This is a genomic window from Halothiobacillus sp., from assembly GCF_028710545.1.
Taxonomy (GTDB): Bacteria; Pseudomonadota; Gammaproteobacteria; order Halothiobacillales; family Halothiobacillaceae; genus Halothiobacillus.
Genome location: NZ_JAQTTX010000007.1, coordinates 40,742 through 55,144 on the forward strand (window position 1 = coordinate 40,742; position 14,403 = coordinate 55,144).

17 protein-coding genes and 1 riboswitch are annotated in these 14,403 nt (G+C 54.8%); of the genes, 6 read left to right on the plus strand and 11 right to left on the minus strand.

The annotated features are described in order from the left end of the window. Positions 1–55: 55 nt before the first annotated feature. The gene (locus PHD44_RS02320) at positions 56–964 is read right to left on the minus strand and encodes an ImmA/IrrE family metallo-endopeptidase (protein ID WP_300187660.1); all 909 of its coding nucleotides are present in this window, start codon (positions 962–964) and stop codon (positions 56–58) included. Continuing rightward, a complete protein-coding gene (locus PHD44_RS02325; protein ID WP_300187663.1) occupies positions 961–1,275 on the minus strand; it encodes a helix-turn-helix transcriptional regulator in 315 nt (104 codons plus the stop codon). The genes PHD44_RS02320 and PHD44_RS02325 overlap by 4 nt, the downstream gene beginning before the upstream one ends. Before the next feature lie 155 nt (positions 1,276–1,430). Between PHD44_RS02325 and PHD44_RS02330 the strand changes: the two genes are divergently transcribed. The 4 genes from PHD44_RS02330 (at position 1,431) to PHD44_RS12710 (ending at position 3,986) form a co-directional block, all read left to right on the plus strand. Beyond that, positions 1,431–1,721: a multiubiquitin domain-containing protein gene (locus PHD44_RS02330; protein ID WP_300187666.1), complete on the plus strand. Its 291-nt coding sequence runs from the start codon at positions 1,431–1,433 to the stop codon at positions 1,719–1,721. A gap of 6 nt (positions 1,722–1,727) precedes the next feature. Then, complete coding sequence (locus PHD44_RS02335; protein ID WP_300187669.1) at positions 1,728–2,141, plus strand: E2/UBC family protein; 414 nt, start codon at positions 1,728–1,730, stop codon at positions 2,139–2,141. Positions 2,142–2,269: 128 nt separating this feature from the next. After that, positions 2,270–3,586, plus strand: coding sequence for a ThiF family adenylyltransferase (locus tag PHD44_RS02340; RefSeq protein WP_300187672.1), 1,317 nt, complete (start codon positions 2,270–2,272; stop codon positions 3,584–3,586). A gap of 100 nt (positions 3,587–3,686) precedes the next feature. Continuing rightward, a complete protein-coding gene (locus PHD44_RS12710; protein ID WP_367181999.1) occupies positions 3,687–3,986 on the plus strand; it encodes a DUF6527 family protein in 300 nt (99 codons plus the stop codon). 78 nt (positions 3,987–4,064) lie between these two features. Here the strand turns inward: PHD44_RS12710 and PHD44_RS02345 are convergent, their stop codons facing one another. The 9 genes from PHD44_RS02345 to nudE all read right to left on the minus strand — a co-directional run bounded on the left by PHD44_RS02345 (position 4,065) and on the right by nudE (position 11,088). After that, on the minus strand, positions 4,065–4,484 hold the full coding sequence (locus tag PHD44_RS02345) for a thioesterase family protein (RefSeq protein WP_300187675.1): 420 nt from the start codon (positions 4,482–4,484) through the stop codon (positions 4,065–4,067). Positions 4,485–4,619: 135 nt separating this feature from the next. Next, positions 4,620–5,666 (minus strand): Holliday junction branch migration DNA helicase RuvB, encoded by a 1,047-nt coding sequence (ruvB, locus tag PHD44_RS02350; RefSeq protein WP_300187678.1) that lies wholly within the window; start codon positions 5,664–5,666, stop codon positions 4,620–4,622. Next, positions 5,666–6,286, minus strand: a complete 621-nt coding sequence (gene ruvA, locus PHD44_RS02355) for a Holliday junction branch migration protein RuvA (protein ID WP_300187681.1) — start codon at positions 6,284–6,286, stop codon at positions 5,666–5,668. The genes ruvB and ruvA overlap by 1 nt, the downstream gene beginning before the upstream one ends. After that, positions 6,283–6,849: a crossover junction endodeoxyribonuclease RuvC gene (gene ruvC / locus PHD44_RS02360; RefSeq protein ID WP_300187684.1), complete on the minus strand. Its 567-nt coding sequence runs from the start codon at positions 6,847–6,849 to the stop codon at positions 6,283–6,285. The genes ruvA and ruvC overlap by 4 nt, the downstream gene beginning before the upstream one ends. Before the next feature lies 1 nt (position 6,850). Next, positions 6,851–7,591 carry a YebC/PmpR family DNA-binding transcriptional regulator gene (locus tag PHD44_RS02365; protein WP_300187686.1) on the minus strand — a complete coding sequence of 247 codons (741 nt, stop codon included), beginning with the start codon at positions 7,589–7,591 and terminating at the stop codon, positions 6,851–6,853. 143 nt (positions 7,592–7,734) lie between these two features. Next, a complete protein-coding gene (locus PHD44_RS02370; RefSeq protein ID WP_300187690.1) occupies positions 7,735–8,994 on the minus strand; it encodes a multidrug effflux MFS transporter in 1,260 nt (419 codons plus the stop codon). Then, entirely contained in the window at positions 8,991–9,599 is a 609-nt protein-coding gene (locus PHD44_RS02375; protein WP_300187693.1) for an aminodeoxychorismate/anthranilate synthase component II, read from the minus strand. Before PHD44_RS02375 ends, PHD44_RS02370 begins: the two co-directional genes overlap by 4 nt. Positions 9,600–9,658: 59 nt before the next feature. Next, a complete protein-coding gene (gene cysQ, locus PHD44_RS02380) occupies positions 9,659–10,480 on the minus strand; it encodes a 3'(2'),5'-bisphosphate nucleotidase CysQ (RefSeq protein ID WP_300187696.1) in 822 nt (273 codons plus the stop codon). Positions 10,481–10,506: 26 nt separating this feature from the next. After that, positions 10,507–11,088, minus strand: a complete 582-nt coding sequence (gene nudE / locus PHD44_RS02385; protein WP_298219157.1) for an ADP compounds hydrolase NudE — start codon at positions 11,086–11,088, stop codon at positions 10,507–10,509. Positions 11,089–11,311: 223 nt separating this feature from the next. Next, positions 11,312–11,455, plus strand: a riboswitch (cobalamin riboswitch). Positions 11,456–11,508: 53 nt separating this feature from the next. On the opposite strand from nudE, the gene PHD44_RS02390 reads away from it, so the two are divergent. Beyond that, positions 11,509–13,347 carry a TonB-dependent receptor gene (locus tag PHD44_RS02390; RefSeq protein WP_300187699.1) on the plus strand — a complete coding sequence of 613 codons (1,839 nt, stop codon included), beginning with the start codon at positions 11,509–11,511 and terminating at the stop codon, positions 13,345–13,347. Positions 13,348–13,698: 351 nt separating this feature from the next. Continuing rightward, complete coding sequence (locus PHD44_RS02395) at positions 13,699–14,343, plus strand: hypothetical protein (protein WP_300187702.1); 645 nt, start codon at positions 13,699–13,701, stop codon at positions 14,341–14,343. Positions 14,344–14,403 lie beyond the last annotated feature (60 nt).

Sequence of the window (14,403 nt, forward strand, 5' to 3'; positions counted from 1 at the left end):
AAACGGGGTGCCACCAACGGTTGGGAAAGGACTGATTTTCGCTGGCAGTTATTAATTAGCCCAACCAGGACTGACCAGGTTTGCGGCTTCTTATTCGATCTGCGGTATCCTCTCCGAACGATTCTTCAAAAACACCTGCATTAAATTCGCCATCCGGGAAGTGCAGCAGCGATAGCGTGAAGTCGTATTGGTCTGACAATAGCGCATGTTCTGTACAGGGTTGGTCAAGCCAGACTTCAGCGTCAAATTGGCAGCTTACACGTGATGTTGTCGCTGATCCGGTGTTCGCGGCTAGGGACTTTTCTGGAATTGCGATCGGCGGCCTATTTCGTGTTTTGAAATACAACCCAGATCTCAAAGCTGCTCTGCTTGAACGGGCCCATAGGATAAAACCCTCTTTGGAAACCACCAACATGCTACGGCGCGAGGTGTACTGTAGCCATCGCAGCGTTGCAGCCATGAGCGAAACACCATATCGGTTAGCACAAGCTCCCAATTCATCAAAGTCAGGGCGGAGGCGTTCGTCAATCTGAAGCCTGAAATCGTCTAGCGGCATTAGTAATGTCGCTGCAAAAACGTTTGCCTCATTCTCGCGTTGTGCGTACTCAGATTCCCACGTTGCCATATCTTCCGTGCTGCAATGAAAGCCGTTTGGATAGGCTTTGCGGTGCAGCAAGTAGTGGCCGAATTCATGTCCTAGCGTGAAATTGACACGGCCGAGCGAGGTAACACCGTTGTTATAAATGATCCCCCAGCCTATTTTGCCTGGTGGCGCAGGGCTCAGTGCGCCTTCAAATCCCGGCAAATTGGACCCTTTGACGACTGTAATGGGATCATCGGGGTATTTCTGCTTTGAGATTTCCATCGCGACAGCTCGTACATCAATAGGAAAATCAGCTACTCCAACTGAGCGAAGGACTACCGTGATTTCATTTGCGACTCTTTGCGGGTAGAACTTCGTCATTCATCGTCCCAAAGATCGATCATCTTACGAATCTTCTCTTTCATATCCGGATCCATATTTCGGTACTTCCTATAAAACATCTGATCAGTCGCGTCCTCCACAGAGACCTGATCACCGATGAAGTAGTCGATGGTCACCCCAAGTGCCTTTGCAATTTTCCCCAACTTTTCTGCCGATGGTCTCGGAGGTTCCTTGTTCTCCAATTCCCAAATGTAGCTCTTGCTGCTATCGGCGAGGGTGGCCAACTCATCCAGCGTTAATTTTTTATCCTTTCTTAACTTGTTGATTTTAAATCCAATCGTTGTTGCCATGGGGTTCTTCTTAAGGTTGTTCGGTATGCCGAACATTATCTGCTTGACTTTCAGATTTCAAGCGCTTAAATTTAAGTTCGCTACTACGAACTTTTTATAGTTCCATTTTGAATCCAATGTCCACAGAAAGGCTGATGCCGAAAAGGAGAACCCCCATGCAAGCTGAACACAATCAACACCATGACCATGACCATGACCATGACCCGAAGACGCACCCGAACGGACCTGCGCTATTCGTAGATAATGAGCCCTATGAGTGGAATGGGGATAGCATCACTGGGGAGCAATTGCGCGTCCTCGCAGGGGTACCTCAGGATGTTGAAATTTTCCACAAAAATCCGGGTCATCCTGACGAAGAGGTAAAAAACGACACTATCGTTGATCTCACTCTACAGAAGGGGCCTGATCGTTTCTCGACGCAGCCTGTTGGCTCTCAGGCAGGGTGAGTCGCTATGCCATTACTTCTTGATACAGATTATGCGGAGCTCAAGGAGCGAGGCCTGGTATTTACCGAGGACGAGGCACGACGCTTTCTAGTCCTGTCAGGCTATCCGCTGCCAGATGGGCTCTACCATCAGAAGAGCTGCGACGTTCTTGTCATCATCCCGGGGAACTACAATCAGGGGGGCATCGATATGTTATGGACTCACCCTCGACCGACGCGCATCGATGGTAGAGCTATCCCGGCAGTGATGGAGTTGGGAAGCCCATATAATCACCATTTCGATGGAAAAGAATTTTGTCGGTGGTCTCGTCACTGGACCACTGCTCCAGTGCTTTGGCGAGCCGGAACGGATAACGTTGTAACGATCCTGCGCCGAATTGAGTGGGCTCTTAACAACCCGGATCCAGGTGTAAAGAAATGATGGGGGCTCGGATTACATTGCTCGGCTCCCAGCACGAAGCACTTAAGGGTTTTCTTGAGTCTCACCCGCACGGTCATGAAATGGCCGCAGTTGTACTATTCAAACGTTTGCGAATCCAGGTTGAGGGAGTGTCCGACTCCGACCGTTATCTTGCGCAGGAAATTATTCCGTTTGAGGATGCTTGGGTAACCGGTAGCTCACCGTCACATATAGCCTTCAATCTCGCGCCTTTACGCGAGATCTTCCGGAGATGTGAGGACGAGGGGCTTGTCTTTGGTTTTGTTCACAATCACCCTGCGGGGCCAGCAGAGTTCTCTGACGTCGATGAAAAAAACGAATACACACTGATTCAGGCATTGAGCAACCGTAATGGTCCAGATATTACTTTCGTTGCAATGCTATGGGCGGAAGAAAAGTGGGTGGCGCGAACACGTAGTGCTAAGGCGCCGAGGAGTTCTGAGTCAGTAAGGCATACGCTCGTACTTGGCAAGCAAATTAGCCTATACGGTTACAAGGAAAGCAGCGATACGCACTGTGAGGTTCAGGCGAGGCAGACTGCTGCATTTGGGCAACCATTTGTGGATATATTGCAGTCCTTACGTGTTGGTGTTGTCGGGAATGGTGGTACTGGCAGTCCATTTGCGACGCTTGGAGCGCGCGCTGGAATCGGGGAGTTAGTGCTGATTGACAAGGACCAACTTGATGCAAGTAATCTCAATCGAGTTAGAGGGCTTGTGCGCGCTGACATCGAGCAAGCTAAATCAACTACTCTTAAGGCCTTCATTGAGAACATCGGACTGTCCATTAAGGTCGCAGCTGTTGTGTCGGAAGTCGATACTGATCCCATTGCCGTTGATGCGCTAGCGAGTTGCGATGTAATTATTGGTTGTACTGACGATTTTTCAGGGCGTGAGTTACTGAACGTTGCGCTCTATGTTTATGCACAGCCGCTCATTGATATCGGGCTTGGTGGCAGGGTTGATGAAGGGAAGGATGGGTATCCTTATCTCCGATACCACTATGGGCGCATTAGTACCATCCTACCTGAGGCTGGTCAGTGCCTTTTTTGTCAGGGTGTCATAAAAGAGGTCTGGATTCGGGCACAACATGCTCGCCGTGATAATCCAGCCATCACAGCTGAAGAACTTAAGGGGCGATATCTTGAGGATGGCGCGACCGATGCGCCAGGGGTAGGACCGTTCACTAGTGCCACTGCTGACTATGCGCTAGCAACGCTATTCGACCTAATAAAGCCGTTTCGCCGATTTCCACCTGAGGTACGGCGCGATATGTTCTTTGTGGACTTTGTGAAGATGGGAATTCATAGCCACGAAACCGCTAAGGATACTGAGTGCCCATATTGCGGTACGCATAAATTCCTACTGCTGAAAGAATCATCCAGGCTCAACCGACCAAGTCTTGGGAAACGATATGAATTTTCTTAGTAAGTTCGCGGCATGGATTAAGGGGCTTTTCTTTCCAGTCCATGACCACTCGAAAAAGCGATCGAAAGCACTAGTGCCGCCGGTACTTTTTCCATCAGTCATGTCTGTAAGCCTGCCCCCAAAGAACCAAGATATCGACGTTGGTCAGTTCTATTTCATTGAGAGTCGCAGCAAACCGAAGTGGTCTTTATTTAAGTGTCCCTGTGGCTGCGGCGATGTCATCACGATTACATTACAGACAGTACATCAACCCCATTGGCATCTAACACTAACGCAATTTGGCCGCCCAACTTTATCTCCATCCGTCTGGCGTGACATAGGATGTAAGAGTCACTTCGTGCTTAGTGACGGCCGTGTTTACTGGTGCAACGATACAGGTTCTGCTCCACGGCTAAATTAGCCAGCGTATCGGTGTTCTGTGTTGATTGAGTTGCTGAAAGTTGGAAGAGTTTCAGAGGGCTCAGGTCAATCGTAATATTCATCCGGAGAGACCATCAAGAGCTTTGACCACAACGTCCGGCATCTCGGGGCGACCACGCGCATTGAGTGCCGCCCCCGTAACCACGGCTGTGAGCATGAGTCGATCGTCTGGCTTCCGATGAATACTCTGGTTGAACTGCAGACGGATACGTCCATTTCTCACCAGAGAAGTTCGTACAACAAAGCAGTCTCCACTGACCAGTGAATTCCTGAAGTCGGCTTCGATCCGTGTAACAACAAGGTTGATACCATCTCTCGCAAGTTCACCGAACTTAAGCCCCAGGCTCTCAAGCAACTCATGACGTGCATGTTCCAGATAGTTCAAATAGGCGGCGTTATTAACCACATGAGCCATGTCGCATTCGTAGTCACGAACTTTGAACTCAACTTCGAAGACACTCTTCTTGTTATCACTCACCAAAATCCCCTTCTCCCGGACTCATCAATGTCCACACATCGTCATCTCGCAGTTAGCGTGTCCACACCCATAACACGCAGGTATCGGTGTCTTCGTAGTACACACGAACCGGCCAATAGAAAATATCGGTTGTGGTCACTGCGGTTCCTCCTCCGGCAGCAATGTGCCTTGCTGCGACTCGAAGGCACTGGGTGGGCGGAAACCGAAGTGGGCATAGGTCTGGCGCGTTGCCATCCGCCCTCGCGCCGTGCGTACCAGAAAACCCTGCTGAATCAGGAACGGTTCCAGCACGTCTTCAATCGTATCGCGCGCTTCGCCGATGGCGGCTGCAATGTTATCCAGCCCGACCGGGCCGCCATCGAACTTGTGAATCAAGGCTTCGAGCAGGCGGCGATCCTGCTGATCGAACCCGCGCGCATCCACCTGCAACAAGTTGAGCGCTGCATTCGCCAACGGCTGATCGACCGTACCATTACCTTTGACTTCGGCAAAATCGCGGACGCGGCGCAAAAGGCGGTTCGCGATACGCGGCGTGCCTCGTGACCGCGTGGCGATCTCTTGAGCGCCAACTGCATCGATCGTAACACCCATCAAGTGAGCGGATCGGGTAACAATGCGGGTCAAATCCGCCACTGAATAAAATTCCAAACGCTGAATAATGCCGAACCGATCACGCAAAGGCCCGGTCAGCATCCCCGCACGCGTCGTGGCACCCACCAGCGTAAATGGCGGCAAATCCAGCTTGATCGACCGTGCAGCAGGGCCTTCGCCGATCATGATGTCGATTTGATGGTCTTCCATCGCCGGGTAGAGAATTTCTTCCACCACGGCGGAAAGCCGGTGAATCTCATCAATAAACAACACATCATTCGGTTCAAGATTGGTGAGCAGCGCCGCCAGATCACCCGGACGTTCCAGTACCGGGCCGGACGTCTGTTTCAGCCCCACACCCATCTCGTGGGCAATGATATTGGCGAGTGTGGTTTTCCCAAGCCCCGGCGGGCCGAAAATGAGCACATGATCCAACGCTTCACCCCGTTGCCGCGCCGCCGGTATGAAAATTTCCATCTGCTCGACTACCGCTGGTTGACCCACGTAATCGACCAACCGCTTGGGACGCAGGGCGCGTTCGATGGCCTCGTCTTCAGTCACACTTTCTGCGGTAATGACGCGATCAGTCATCAGGCTTTACTCGCAAGTGGCTTAAGTGCCAGCCGGATGATCTGTTCAACGGGCAACGCCTCGGCATCTGGCACGGCCTTGACCATCCGTTGTGCTTCGACAGGCTTGTAGCCCAGGGCTTCCAGCGCGCTCATGGCTTCCTGATCGGCACCGGCAAGTGGTACGGCATCGCCCATCCTGCCCGCCGTGGCCGCCATTGTGGCACCGTCGAAAAACCCTTCGGCCAGACGATCACGCATTTCAATGACCAGGCGCTCGGCGGTTTTTCGACCCACACCGGGTAATCGAATCAGCGCGGCGATGTCATTGCGGGCAATCGCACCCGCAAATTCTTCGGCATTCATACCGGAAAGTACACCCAACGCCAGTTTGGCACCGACGCCTGTGACCTTGAGCAAATGCCGAAACAGCTTGCGCTCGACTTCGCGCGAGAACCCGTAAAGCAGGAAGGCATCCTCCCGCACGACGGTGTGAATCAGGAGCGTGGCTTCCTGCCCGTTGGCGGGCAAATCGAACAGGGTGGAAAGCGGTACTTCGACTTCATAACCCACACCCTGCACATCCAGCAGGATCCAGGGGGGTTGCTTGTTAACCAAAATGCCCTTGAGGCGACCGATCATCGACTGCGTCTCCGGTAACGTGACTGAGCCAGCAACTGCATGGCGGTTTTTTCGACCCCGACGACATCCGCCGAAATCCCGGCCAATGAGGTGCGTCGATAGCAATGACACAAAGCCACCGCTGCGGCATCCGCGCCGTCGGCGGGCGGGTTATCGGTCAAGGACAACAGACGCTTGACCATATGCTGCACCTGAAGTTTGTCTGCGCGCCCCGTGCCGACCACGGCCTGCTTGACCACGGCGGGCATGTATTCATGCACGGCCAAGCCGTGCCCGACGGCAGCGGCAATCGCGACACCGCGCGCCTGCGCTAGCTTGAGCGAAGATTCAGGGCTGCGATACATGAAAATCTGCTCGATGGCGAATTCATCCGGTGCATGAGCGTCAATCAATCGATCGACTTCGGCGTAGATCGCCCCCAGTCGCGCGCTGAACAGACCAAAGGATTTAAGCGAAACGCTTTGCAGATGAATCTGTGTTGCGCGTCCCCGCTCGAAATCGATCACGGCCACACCCATGGTGACTGACCCCGGATCAATGCCCATGACGCGCAAGCGGGCCACGTTATGCGTACGCCTCTTCAGGAATTTCGGCGTTGTGGAACACTTCCTGAACGTCATCCAGATCCTCTAGCATGTCGATCATCTTGACCAGCTTGACGGCCTGATCGCCCTCGACCGGCACAGTGACCGCCGCCCGCATCGCCAACTCGCTTTCTTCGGGCGGGAAACCCGCCGCCGTCAGGGCATCCTTGATCGACACATAATCTTCCGGCGTCGTGATGACCTCGACCGCGCCTTCTTCACCGACTTGCACATCATCCGCGCCGGCATCGAGTGCCGCTTCCATCAGCGCATCCTCATCCACACCCGGCGGGTAATATAAAATGCCTTGTTTGCTGAACAAATAGGCAACTGAGCCATCCGTCCCCAGGTTTCCGCCAAATTTGCTGAATGCATGGCGCACGTCCGACACCGTGCGGTTGTGATTGTCGGTCATGCAGAACACCAGCACGGCCACGCCACCCGGACCATACCCTTCGTAGCGCATCTCTTCATATTGCTCACCGTCGCCGGCACCTACGCCCCGCTTGGCCGCACGCTCCATCGTATCCTTGGGCATGTTGGCCGAAAGCGCTTTATCCCAGGCCAGGCGTAATCGCGGGTTGGCGGCGAGATCGGCAGATTTTCCGATACGTGCCGCCGCGGTGATTTCACGAATAATCTTCGTCCAGATTTTGCCGCGCTTGTTATCCTGACGCGCCTTGCGGTGTTTGATGTTTGCCCATTTGCTATGGCCGGCCATCGCTGCCTTCCTCGTACTGTCGATTAATCCAAAACCGCATTCTATCATCTGATCCGTAGCCCAAGTCGGCACTCAACCGGGCAACCGGAGCGCGCGCCCGCAGAAACCATGAGCACACACCCAAGTACGGCTTCAAAACGTATTCATGCATGTCTTGTCTCGCTCGCAAAACCCAGCCGCGGTGCCCGGCGATACCACGCGATCCAGATCAACGCAGCCAGAAGCCACAATGCCGCCATTCCCCAGGCCAACCAGAGCAGATTCTGGGCCAGATGCGCCACGGCAAACCCCGAAACGATTCCTGCCAGCATCATCTGAGTGAATCCCTGCAGGGCAGAAGCCAGTCCGCGCTGCGCGGGAATGTAATCGAGTCCCATCAGGTTGAGCGAAGGCATCGCAGTCGCCATACCCATGGCGTAGAACATGATCGGTGAGACCGTCCACCAAACACGCCACGCGTTTATTTCAGCCGGATGCTGCGCGAACCAAAGGCTTTGAACCACATTAAACCCCACCGCCACGGCGGCCAGGCCGATGCCGATACTGACGGTAGTCATCGGCGCGTATCGACTGGCCAGAAAATTGCTGACTCGACTGCCCAGAATCAGCCCGGTTACCAGCGGCACGAAAAACTTCCAGAAATCGGTCGGTGTTTGTTGCAGGTGCCCGACCATAACCATCGGCGCGGCGGCGATGTACAGGAACATCCCCGAAAACAGCAGCGCGAACACCAGGGTCAGCCCCATGAACGGGGCATGACTCAATGCGCGGCCATAACTTTTCAGAATAAATAACGGCGCGATGGATTGCCGGTTGTGTGTGCCGACCGTTTCGGGCATGAACGCGAACACCCCGGCCATCGATACACCAGCGAACAGGGCGAGGAACCAGAACACCGACCGCCAACCCAACCACGTATCCAGCACGCCACCGATGATCGGGGCAATCGCCGGGGCAATCGCAAAGACCAGCGTAATGTTCGACATCACCCGCTGGGCCGTGGCGCCTTCGAACAAATCCCGCACCAGGGCGCGACCAATTACCACGCCAGCACCCGCGGCAATGCCTTGGACGATACGGGCAGCGATCAATTCATTGATATTCCCCGCCATGGCCGCACCCACGGAAGCCAGCGCATACACGGTCAGGGAAATCAGCACCATGCGCCTGCGCCCGAAGGTATCGGAAAGTGGCCCGTGCACCAGCATCATGCCGCCGAAAAACCAGAGGTACAGACTCAGCGTGAGCTGCATGGTCGCCTGATCGACGCCAAATTCATGGCCGATGGCCGGGAACGACGGCAGATAGGCATCCACGGTAAACGGGGCGATCATGAGCATACTCGCCACCAGCGGTACGATCAGAAAAGCCTTCGGCGCTGCCCGCGCCTGCTGCGAACTCATGCGATTGCGGGTTCTCGTACCGCGCTTTGGTAGCCCAAGAAGGTCTTGAGTTGTTGGTGACCGTGCTCGGTCAAAATCGATTCGGGGTGGAACTGAACGCCTTCAACGACGAAGGTCTTGTGACGCAAACCCATGATTTCATCGAATGAACCGTCGGGATATTGCGTCCATGCGGTCACTTCGAGCACGTCCGGCAAACTCGCCTGCTCCACCACGAGGGAGTGGTAGCGCGTGGCATCAAAAGGATTCGGCAAGCCACAGAAGACGCCTTCGCCGCTGTGATAGATCGGGGAAACCTTGCCGTGCATCACTTCCTTGGCGCGAATCACTTTCCCGCCAAATGCCTGACCGATCGCCTGGTGGCCCAGGCAAACACCGAAGATCGGGATTTTACCCGCAAACGCGTGGATGACATCAATCGAGATACCCGCTTCCGACGGCGAGCAGGGGCCGGGGGAAATCACGATATGCGACGGCGCACGCGCGGCGATCTCCTCGACCGTGACTTGGTCGTTGCGCGCCACCCAGACCTCGACACCCAACTCGCCCAGATACTGGACCAGATTGAAGGTGAACGAGTCGTAGTTGTCGAGCATTAAAACCATGATCTGAACTTCCTGAAAAAAACACGCCAAAAGTATGCTGAATGATCGGCAGGGTCTGCTTATTCGGCTGAAATCCGCGCCAATTGCGCCAAGGGCAACGGCAGGCTTTCACCATAAGCGAGAAACGACGGATTGAGTACCATCGCGCGACGATTATAGGTGAGCGGCTGACCATTGAGGTCGATCAATTGTCCACCCGCCGCTTCAAGCACACACTGCGAGGCGGCGGTATCCCATTCAGAAGTCGGCCCGAATCGGGGATACAGGTCCGCCAGACCCTCGGCCACCAGACAGGTTTTCAAGGCGCTACCGCAACGGATTACCTGCGGTTCGCCCACGTGCTCGGTCAGTGCGTCGATCAACGCCTGTTCGCGACGGCTGCCATGCGAACGACTCAAGGCCAGTGTGATCGTTGGATTCGGCAAAGGTCGAACTTTTAGCGGTTGCGCCCCCTGTGCGGTGAAACGCCAACTGCCCACGCCCCGGACACCCGCAAACTCGGCACCGGTAGCCGGGGCGTACACCACACCCAGCACCGGCTGATTCTGATGAATGAGCGCAATATTGACGGAAAATTCGCCGTTTCGTTTCACGAATTCCCGGGTGCCATCCAGCGGATCGACCAGCCAATAGTCCGACCAATGTTGGCGCACCGACCAATCCGGCAAGCCGCCCTCTTCGGTCAGCACCGGAAGCTCTGGAGTCAGTGCCTTCAAGCCCGACTTGATGACCCGATGCGCCCACAGATCAGCCTCGGTGACGGGCGAATCATCGGCCTTGTGCATGATGTCGAAATCCCCGGCATAAACGCGCATGATCGCCTCACCGGCCTGTGCAGCGATGGTACGTACGGGTTCACGAAGAGATAGCCAGTCATTCATGGGTCAGTCGGCCTTTGGGAAGATTTTCATTTTACGGATTTCTTGAAATCGACTAACTCAGATTGAGCCAGATGGGCTCGGGCAAGATACAGTGCCGCAATCGAACGCGCTTCGCTGCACTGCCCATCAAAAGCCAACCGGTCGAGGTCATCCAGTGGCCAGGTCACTACCTCCAACGGTTCGGGCTCGTCACCCGGCAAACGCTGGGGAAAAAGTCCCGTCGCAAGCACGATGTGCGTCCGTTGAGCCGAATAGGCGGGGGACGATGTGACTTCACGCAGCAGGGTCAATTGTGCCGCACCGAAACCGGCCTCTTCCATGAGTTCGCGGTTTGCCGCATCCAGGATCGGCTCGTCGCCATCGATCCGCCCCTTGGGCAACCCAAGCTCATAACGCTCCGTGCCACAGGCATATTCACGAATCAGAACGATCCTTCCGTCATCAAGAATCGGCACCACCAGAACAGCGCCTCGCCCCTTTGCCGCCAGTCGCTCGAATGTCACCTCGGTACCGTTGGCAAAAACGAGATCCACCGCTTCGACGGCGAACAAGCGAGTTGCCGCCAACGGTCGCACCGCGCACATCTTGGGAGGCTGTTCCACCGGCATATCGACATCCACTTAAAAACTTATTCTTGCTGACCAGTATACCGCTTGCCCGATCCTTTTCAGGGGAGAAATACCGAGCTCCGCTAACCCTCGTTCAACCTATCCAGCAGATTCGGCTTGATGATATTAAAAATTCAGGTGATCGCCTCTTGACCAAAATAATCCAAGCCTCAAAATGCGCGGCTCGTGCACGAGGTGTCCAATTCTCACCACGTTGTTTTTCATCGTTAAAAGACGTTGGGGAAACAACCTTCGGGAATTGGGTGAAACTGGGAAGCAGGTGAATCCTGCGCTGCCCCCGCAACGGTAGGTGTTTCGTGGAGATGAAGCACAAGCCCGGAGACCGGCCTCAAGCTTTTTCCACATCGGCGTGCGGTGGGCGCGCCCAGATCGTGAGTTTTCATCATGTTCGAATTCCCCATGTCCAGTCGTCACCGGACACGTCGCACTACGCTGGCCAGCGCATGCCTGGCCGCTTGTTCCATCCCCTTATCTGCACTGGCCGGTACGCCCTCTACCCTACCGGATGTAAACGTTACCGCCAGTCACGGCGCGCCGGTCGCTTTTGCGGGCGTGCCTGAAACGGTCATCACCCGCGCAGAAATCGATCGGCTGCAAGCCACTTCGGTTTTGTCTTTGCTTGAAAACCGGGCGGGGATGAATCTGGTCAATCAGGGCGGGCCGGGCAAACTCACGACAGCCTCGATCTGGGGCATGAGCGGCAGTCAGACGCTGGTGCTCATCGATGGCGTGCGAATCGGTTCGCTTACGGCGGGTGCGGCCTACCTTGAAAACCTGCCGGTCGCCCTGATCGATCATATCGACATCATCAAGGGCCCACGTTCGGGGCAATACGGCGCGGATGCCATGGGTGGCGTAATCCAGATTTTTACGCGCAAAGGCAAGGAAGGCATCCAACCTTCGTTTAGTATCGCCGGTGGCAGCAATAAAACCTTCGAGACCTCGGCCAATGTCAGCGGAGGCAATGGCCCGTTCGATTATTCGATCGGTGCATCACACCAAGGTACTGGCGGGTTCAACGCTTACACCGACACAACCGGATCACCCTACGCGGTCAATCAACCGGATAACGACGGTTATCGCAACAATTCGGCCAATGCCCGCCTCAACTACACCGGCAACAACGGCGCACGCCTCGGCGTTCACTGGCTGGGAACCAACGCATTCACCGATTACGACGGCAGCAGCTTTGCGGGTAATCAGCAGCGTTCCCGGCAACAGAATTTCGGGCTGGATGGCGCATTGATGAAAATCGGCATCTGGCAGCTGCGCGCCAGTGCCGGGCGCAATATCGAACGCCAGACCCAATACTATGACGGCAGTTATGTTTCCGAATACAACAGCCGGCAGGATTCATTCAGCCTCGCCAACGATTTTAGTATCGGTCAGGGGTTATTGACGCTGGGTGCGGACCGCCTGAACGATCACGTATCCAGCAGCGTGAACTATGATGTGACCAGCCGTCATAACAATGGTTTGTTTGCCCAATACGCCACGCAAATTGCCGATTTATCCATCCAAACGGCGTTGCGCCATGACAGCAACAGTCAGTTCGGCACGGCCAATACCGGCTCGGTCGATTTAAGCTGGCAACTCAATCCATCTTTGGCGTTGACCGGTGGTTATGGCACCGGCTTTCATGTGCCGAGTTTCAATTTTCTTTATTACCCGGGCGGTTATGCCAATCCGGATCTTAGGCCGGAACACGCACGTACCGCCCGGTTGGGATTCAACTGGCAGAATAATAACGGTTGGAAATCCAGCCTGACGGCTTTCCGTACCCGTACCCGCGACCTGATTGCCTCCAGCGCAAGCACGAACTTTGTGCCCTACAACATTAACCAGGCGCAATCGATCGGCGCGGAATGGCAACTGGGCTGGCATGATCAGAACTGGGTATTGAACAGCAATGCAACCTGGATTTCTGCCGTGGATCGGGAAACGGGGTTAAGCATTCCCCGTCAACCCAAATGGAGCGGACGGATTGATGTGGATCGAAAGTTCGGCGCTTGGCGCATGGGTGCGACCGTTCGAGGCCAGACGGCAACGCATGAATCCACGTTTAGCCAAATCAATAACGGCTTCGCCACCGCAGACCTGCGCTTGAGTTACGCCTATGGTCGCAACTGGCACATTGAGGCGAAACTGAGTAACGTTCTGGACAAGCGATACCAGACCGCCTACGACTACAATCAGGCGGGACGTACCGTGTTATTTACGCTGCGTTACGGATTGTAATTTCGAGCCCCCATCGTCATTGGGCCAAGTCGAAGCGGATTCACCCCCTCCATAAAACCGGAGAATATGAATCCGTTTTTCCATGTGGAGCATTTACTGCGATAATCAAGGCCAAGTTTAGGAGTTGAATGAAGCTGCTCAGTATTTCGTCACAGTTCAGGTCTTAGGGAAGCGCTGATTTATTCAGTGCTTCCCGCTTGGGGCAGGATGCCCCAACACGAACAAAGACGTACGTCTTTGATTCGTGAGAGCCATCGCGGGCGTGTACCGCGATGAGCGAGCTGATTTATTCCAAGGATGGAATAAATCAGCATTTACTTAGACCTTGCGCTATTTCGTTCAGGATTAATTATGAAAACCATTCCCCATCACAGCAAACTCAAGGCATCGTCGCACGCCACTTTTCTGGACAAACCGACACCCAGCGCCCAGTTGATTCTGTTCGTCATTCTTGTTTTGTCGATGGCTGCCACGCGCTACCACCACTTCAGCGCGGTGCTGCATATCGCCGACACTTCCTGGGCGGCCTTCTTCCTCGCAGGTTTGTATCTGCGCGCCCGCTGGATGCTTGTTGCGTTGATGGGGTTGGCCGTCGTCATCGATCTCGCTGCCGTGTGGACAGACGGTCTGGGCATGACCGGATGCTTCTCGCCCGCCTATCCGGGGTTGCTGCTGGCCTACGGTGCCCTTTGGGGTGCCGGTCGACTGAGCCGACATTCAATGCGCCCGAATGAATCAGCCTTCACGACGATTCTGGCTGTCACCGGCTGGCTGACTTTGGGTGTTATCGCCGCTTTCGCCCTCTCCAACCTCAGCTTCTGGGCATGGTCCGGGCATTTTGCCGATTTGTCGCTTGGCGACTATCTTCAGCGCGTGATGGGCTATCTGGGTCACTACATGGCAGCCACCAGTCTCTACGTCAGCTTGGGTCTGAGTGTGATGATGGTTGCTCAAACCCTAACAATCAGGTCGAGCAATCTCCACACTGCCCATTGATGGAGGATCGTTTGCGCCGAAATGCGCAAGCAGAATGAGATTAAAAAGGTATTCATGAAA

Excerpts from the sequence above, each read along its gene's own strand:
- PHD44_RS02365 (WP_300187686.1), bottom strand. The coding sequence starts at position 7,591 with ATGGCCGGCCATAGCAAATGGGCAAACATCAAACACCGCAAGGCGCGT.
- PHD44_RS12710 (WP_367181999.1), top strand. The coding sequence starts at position 3,687 with ATGTCTGTAAGCCTGCCCCCAAAGAACCAAGATATCGACGTTGGTCAG.
- PHD44_RS02390 (WP_300187699.1), top strand. The coding sequence starts at position 11,509 with ATGTCCAGTCGTCACCGGACACGTCGCACTACGCTGGCCAGCGCATGC.
- PHD44_RS02325 (WP_300187663.1), bottom strand. The coding sequence starts at position 1,275 with ATGGCAACAACGATTGGATTTAAAATCAACAAGTTAAGAAAGGATAAA.
- PHD44_RS02370 (WP_300187690.1), bottom strand. The coding sequence starts at position 8,994 with ATGAGTTCGCAGCAGGCGCGGGCAGCGCCGAAGGCTTTTCTGATCGTA.
- PHD44_RS02375 (WP_300187693.1), bottom strand. The coding sequence starts at position 9,599 with ATGGTTTTAATGCTCGACAACTACGACTCGTTCACCTTCAATCTGGTC.
- ruvB (WP_300187678.1), bottom strand. The coding sequence starts at position 5,666 with ATGACTGATCGCGTCATTACCGCAGAAAGTGTGACTGAAGACGAGGCC.
- PHD44_RS02335 (WP_300187669.1), top strand. The coding sequence starts at position 1,728 with ATGCCATTACTTCTTGATACAGATTATGCGGAGCTCAAGGAGCGAGGC.
- PHD44_RS02330 (WP_300187666.1), top strand. The coding sequence starts at position 1,431 with ATGCAAGCTGAACACAATCAACACCATGACCATGACCATGACCATGAC.
- cysQ (WP_300187696.1), bottom strand. The coding sequence starts at position 10,480 with ATGAATGACTGGCTATCTCTTCGTGAACCCGTACGTACCATCGCTGCA.
- PHD44_RS02320 (WP_300187660.1), bottom strand. The coding sequence starts at position 964 with ATGACGAAGTTCTACCCGCAAAGAGTCGCAAATGAAATCACGGTAGTC.
- PHD44_RS02395 (WP_300187702.1), top strand. The coding sequence starts at position 13,699 with ATGAAAACCATTCCCCATCACAGCAAACTCAAGGCATCGTCGCACGCC.
- ruvA (WP_300187681.1), bottom strand. The coding sequence starts at position 6,286 with ATGATCGGTCGCCTCAAGGGCATTTTGGTTAACAAGCAACCCCCCTGG.
- nudE (WP_298219157.1), bottom strand. The coding sequence starts at position 11,088 with ATGCCGGTGGAACAGCCTCCCAAGATGTGCGCGGTGCGACCGTTGGCG.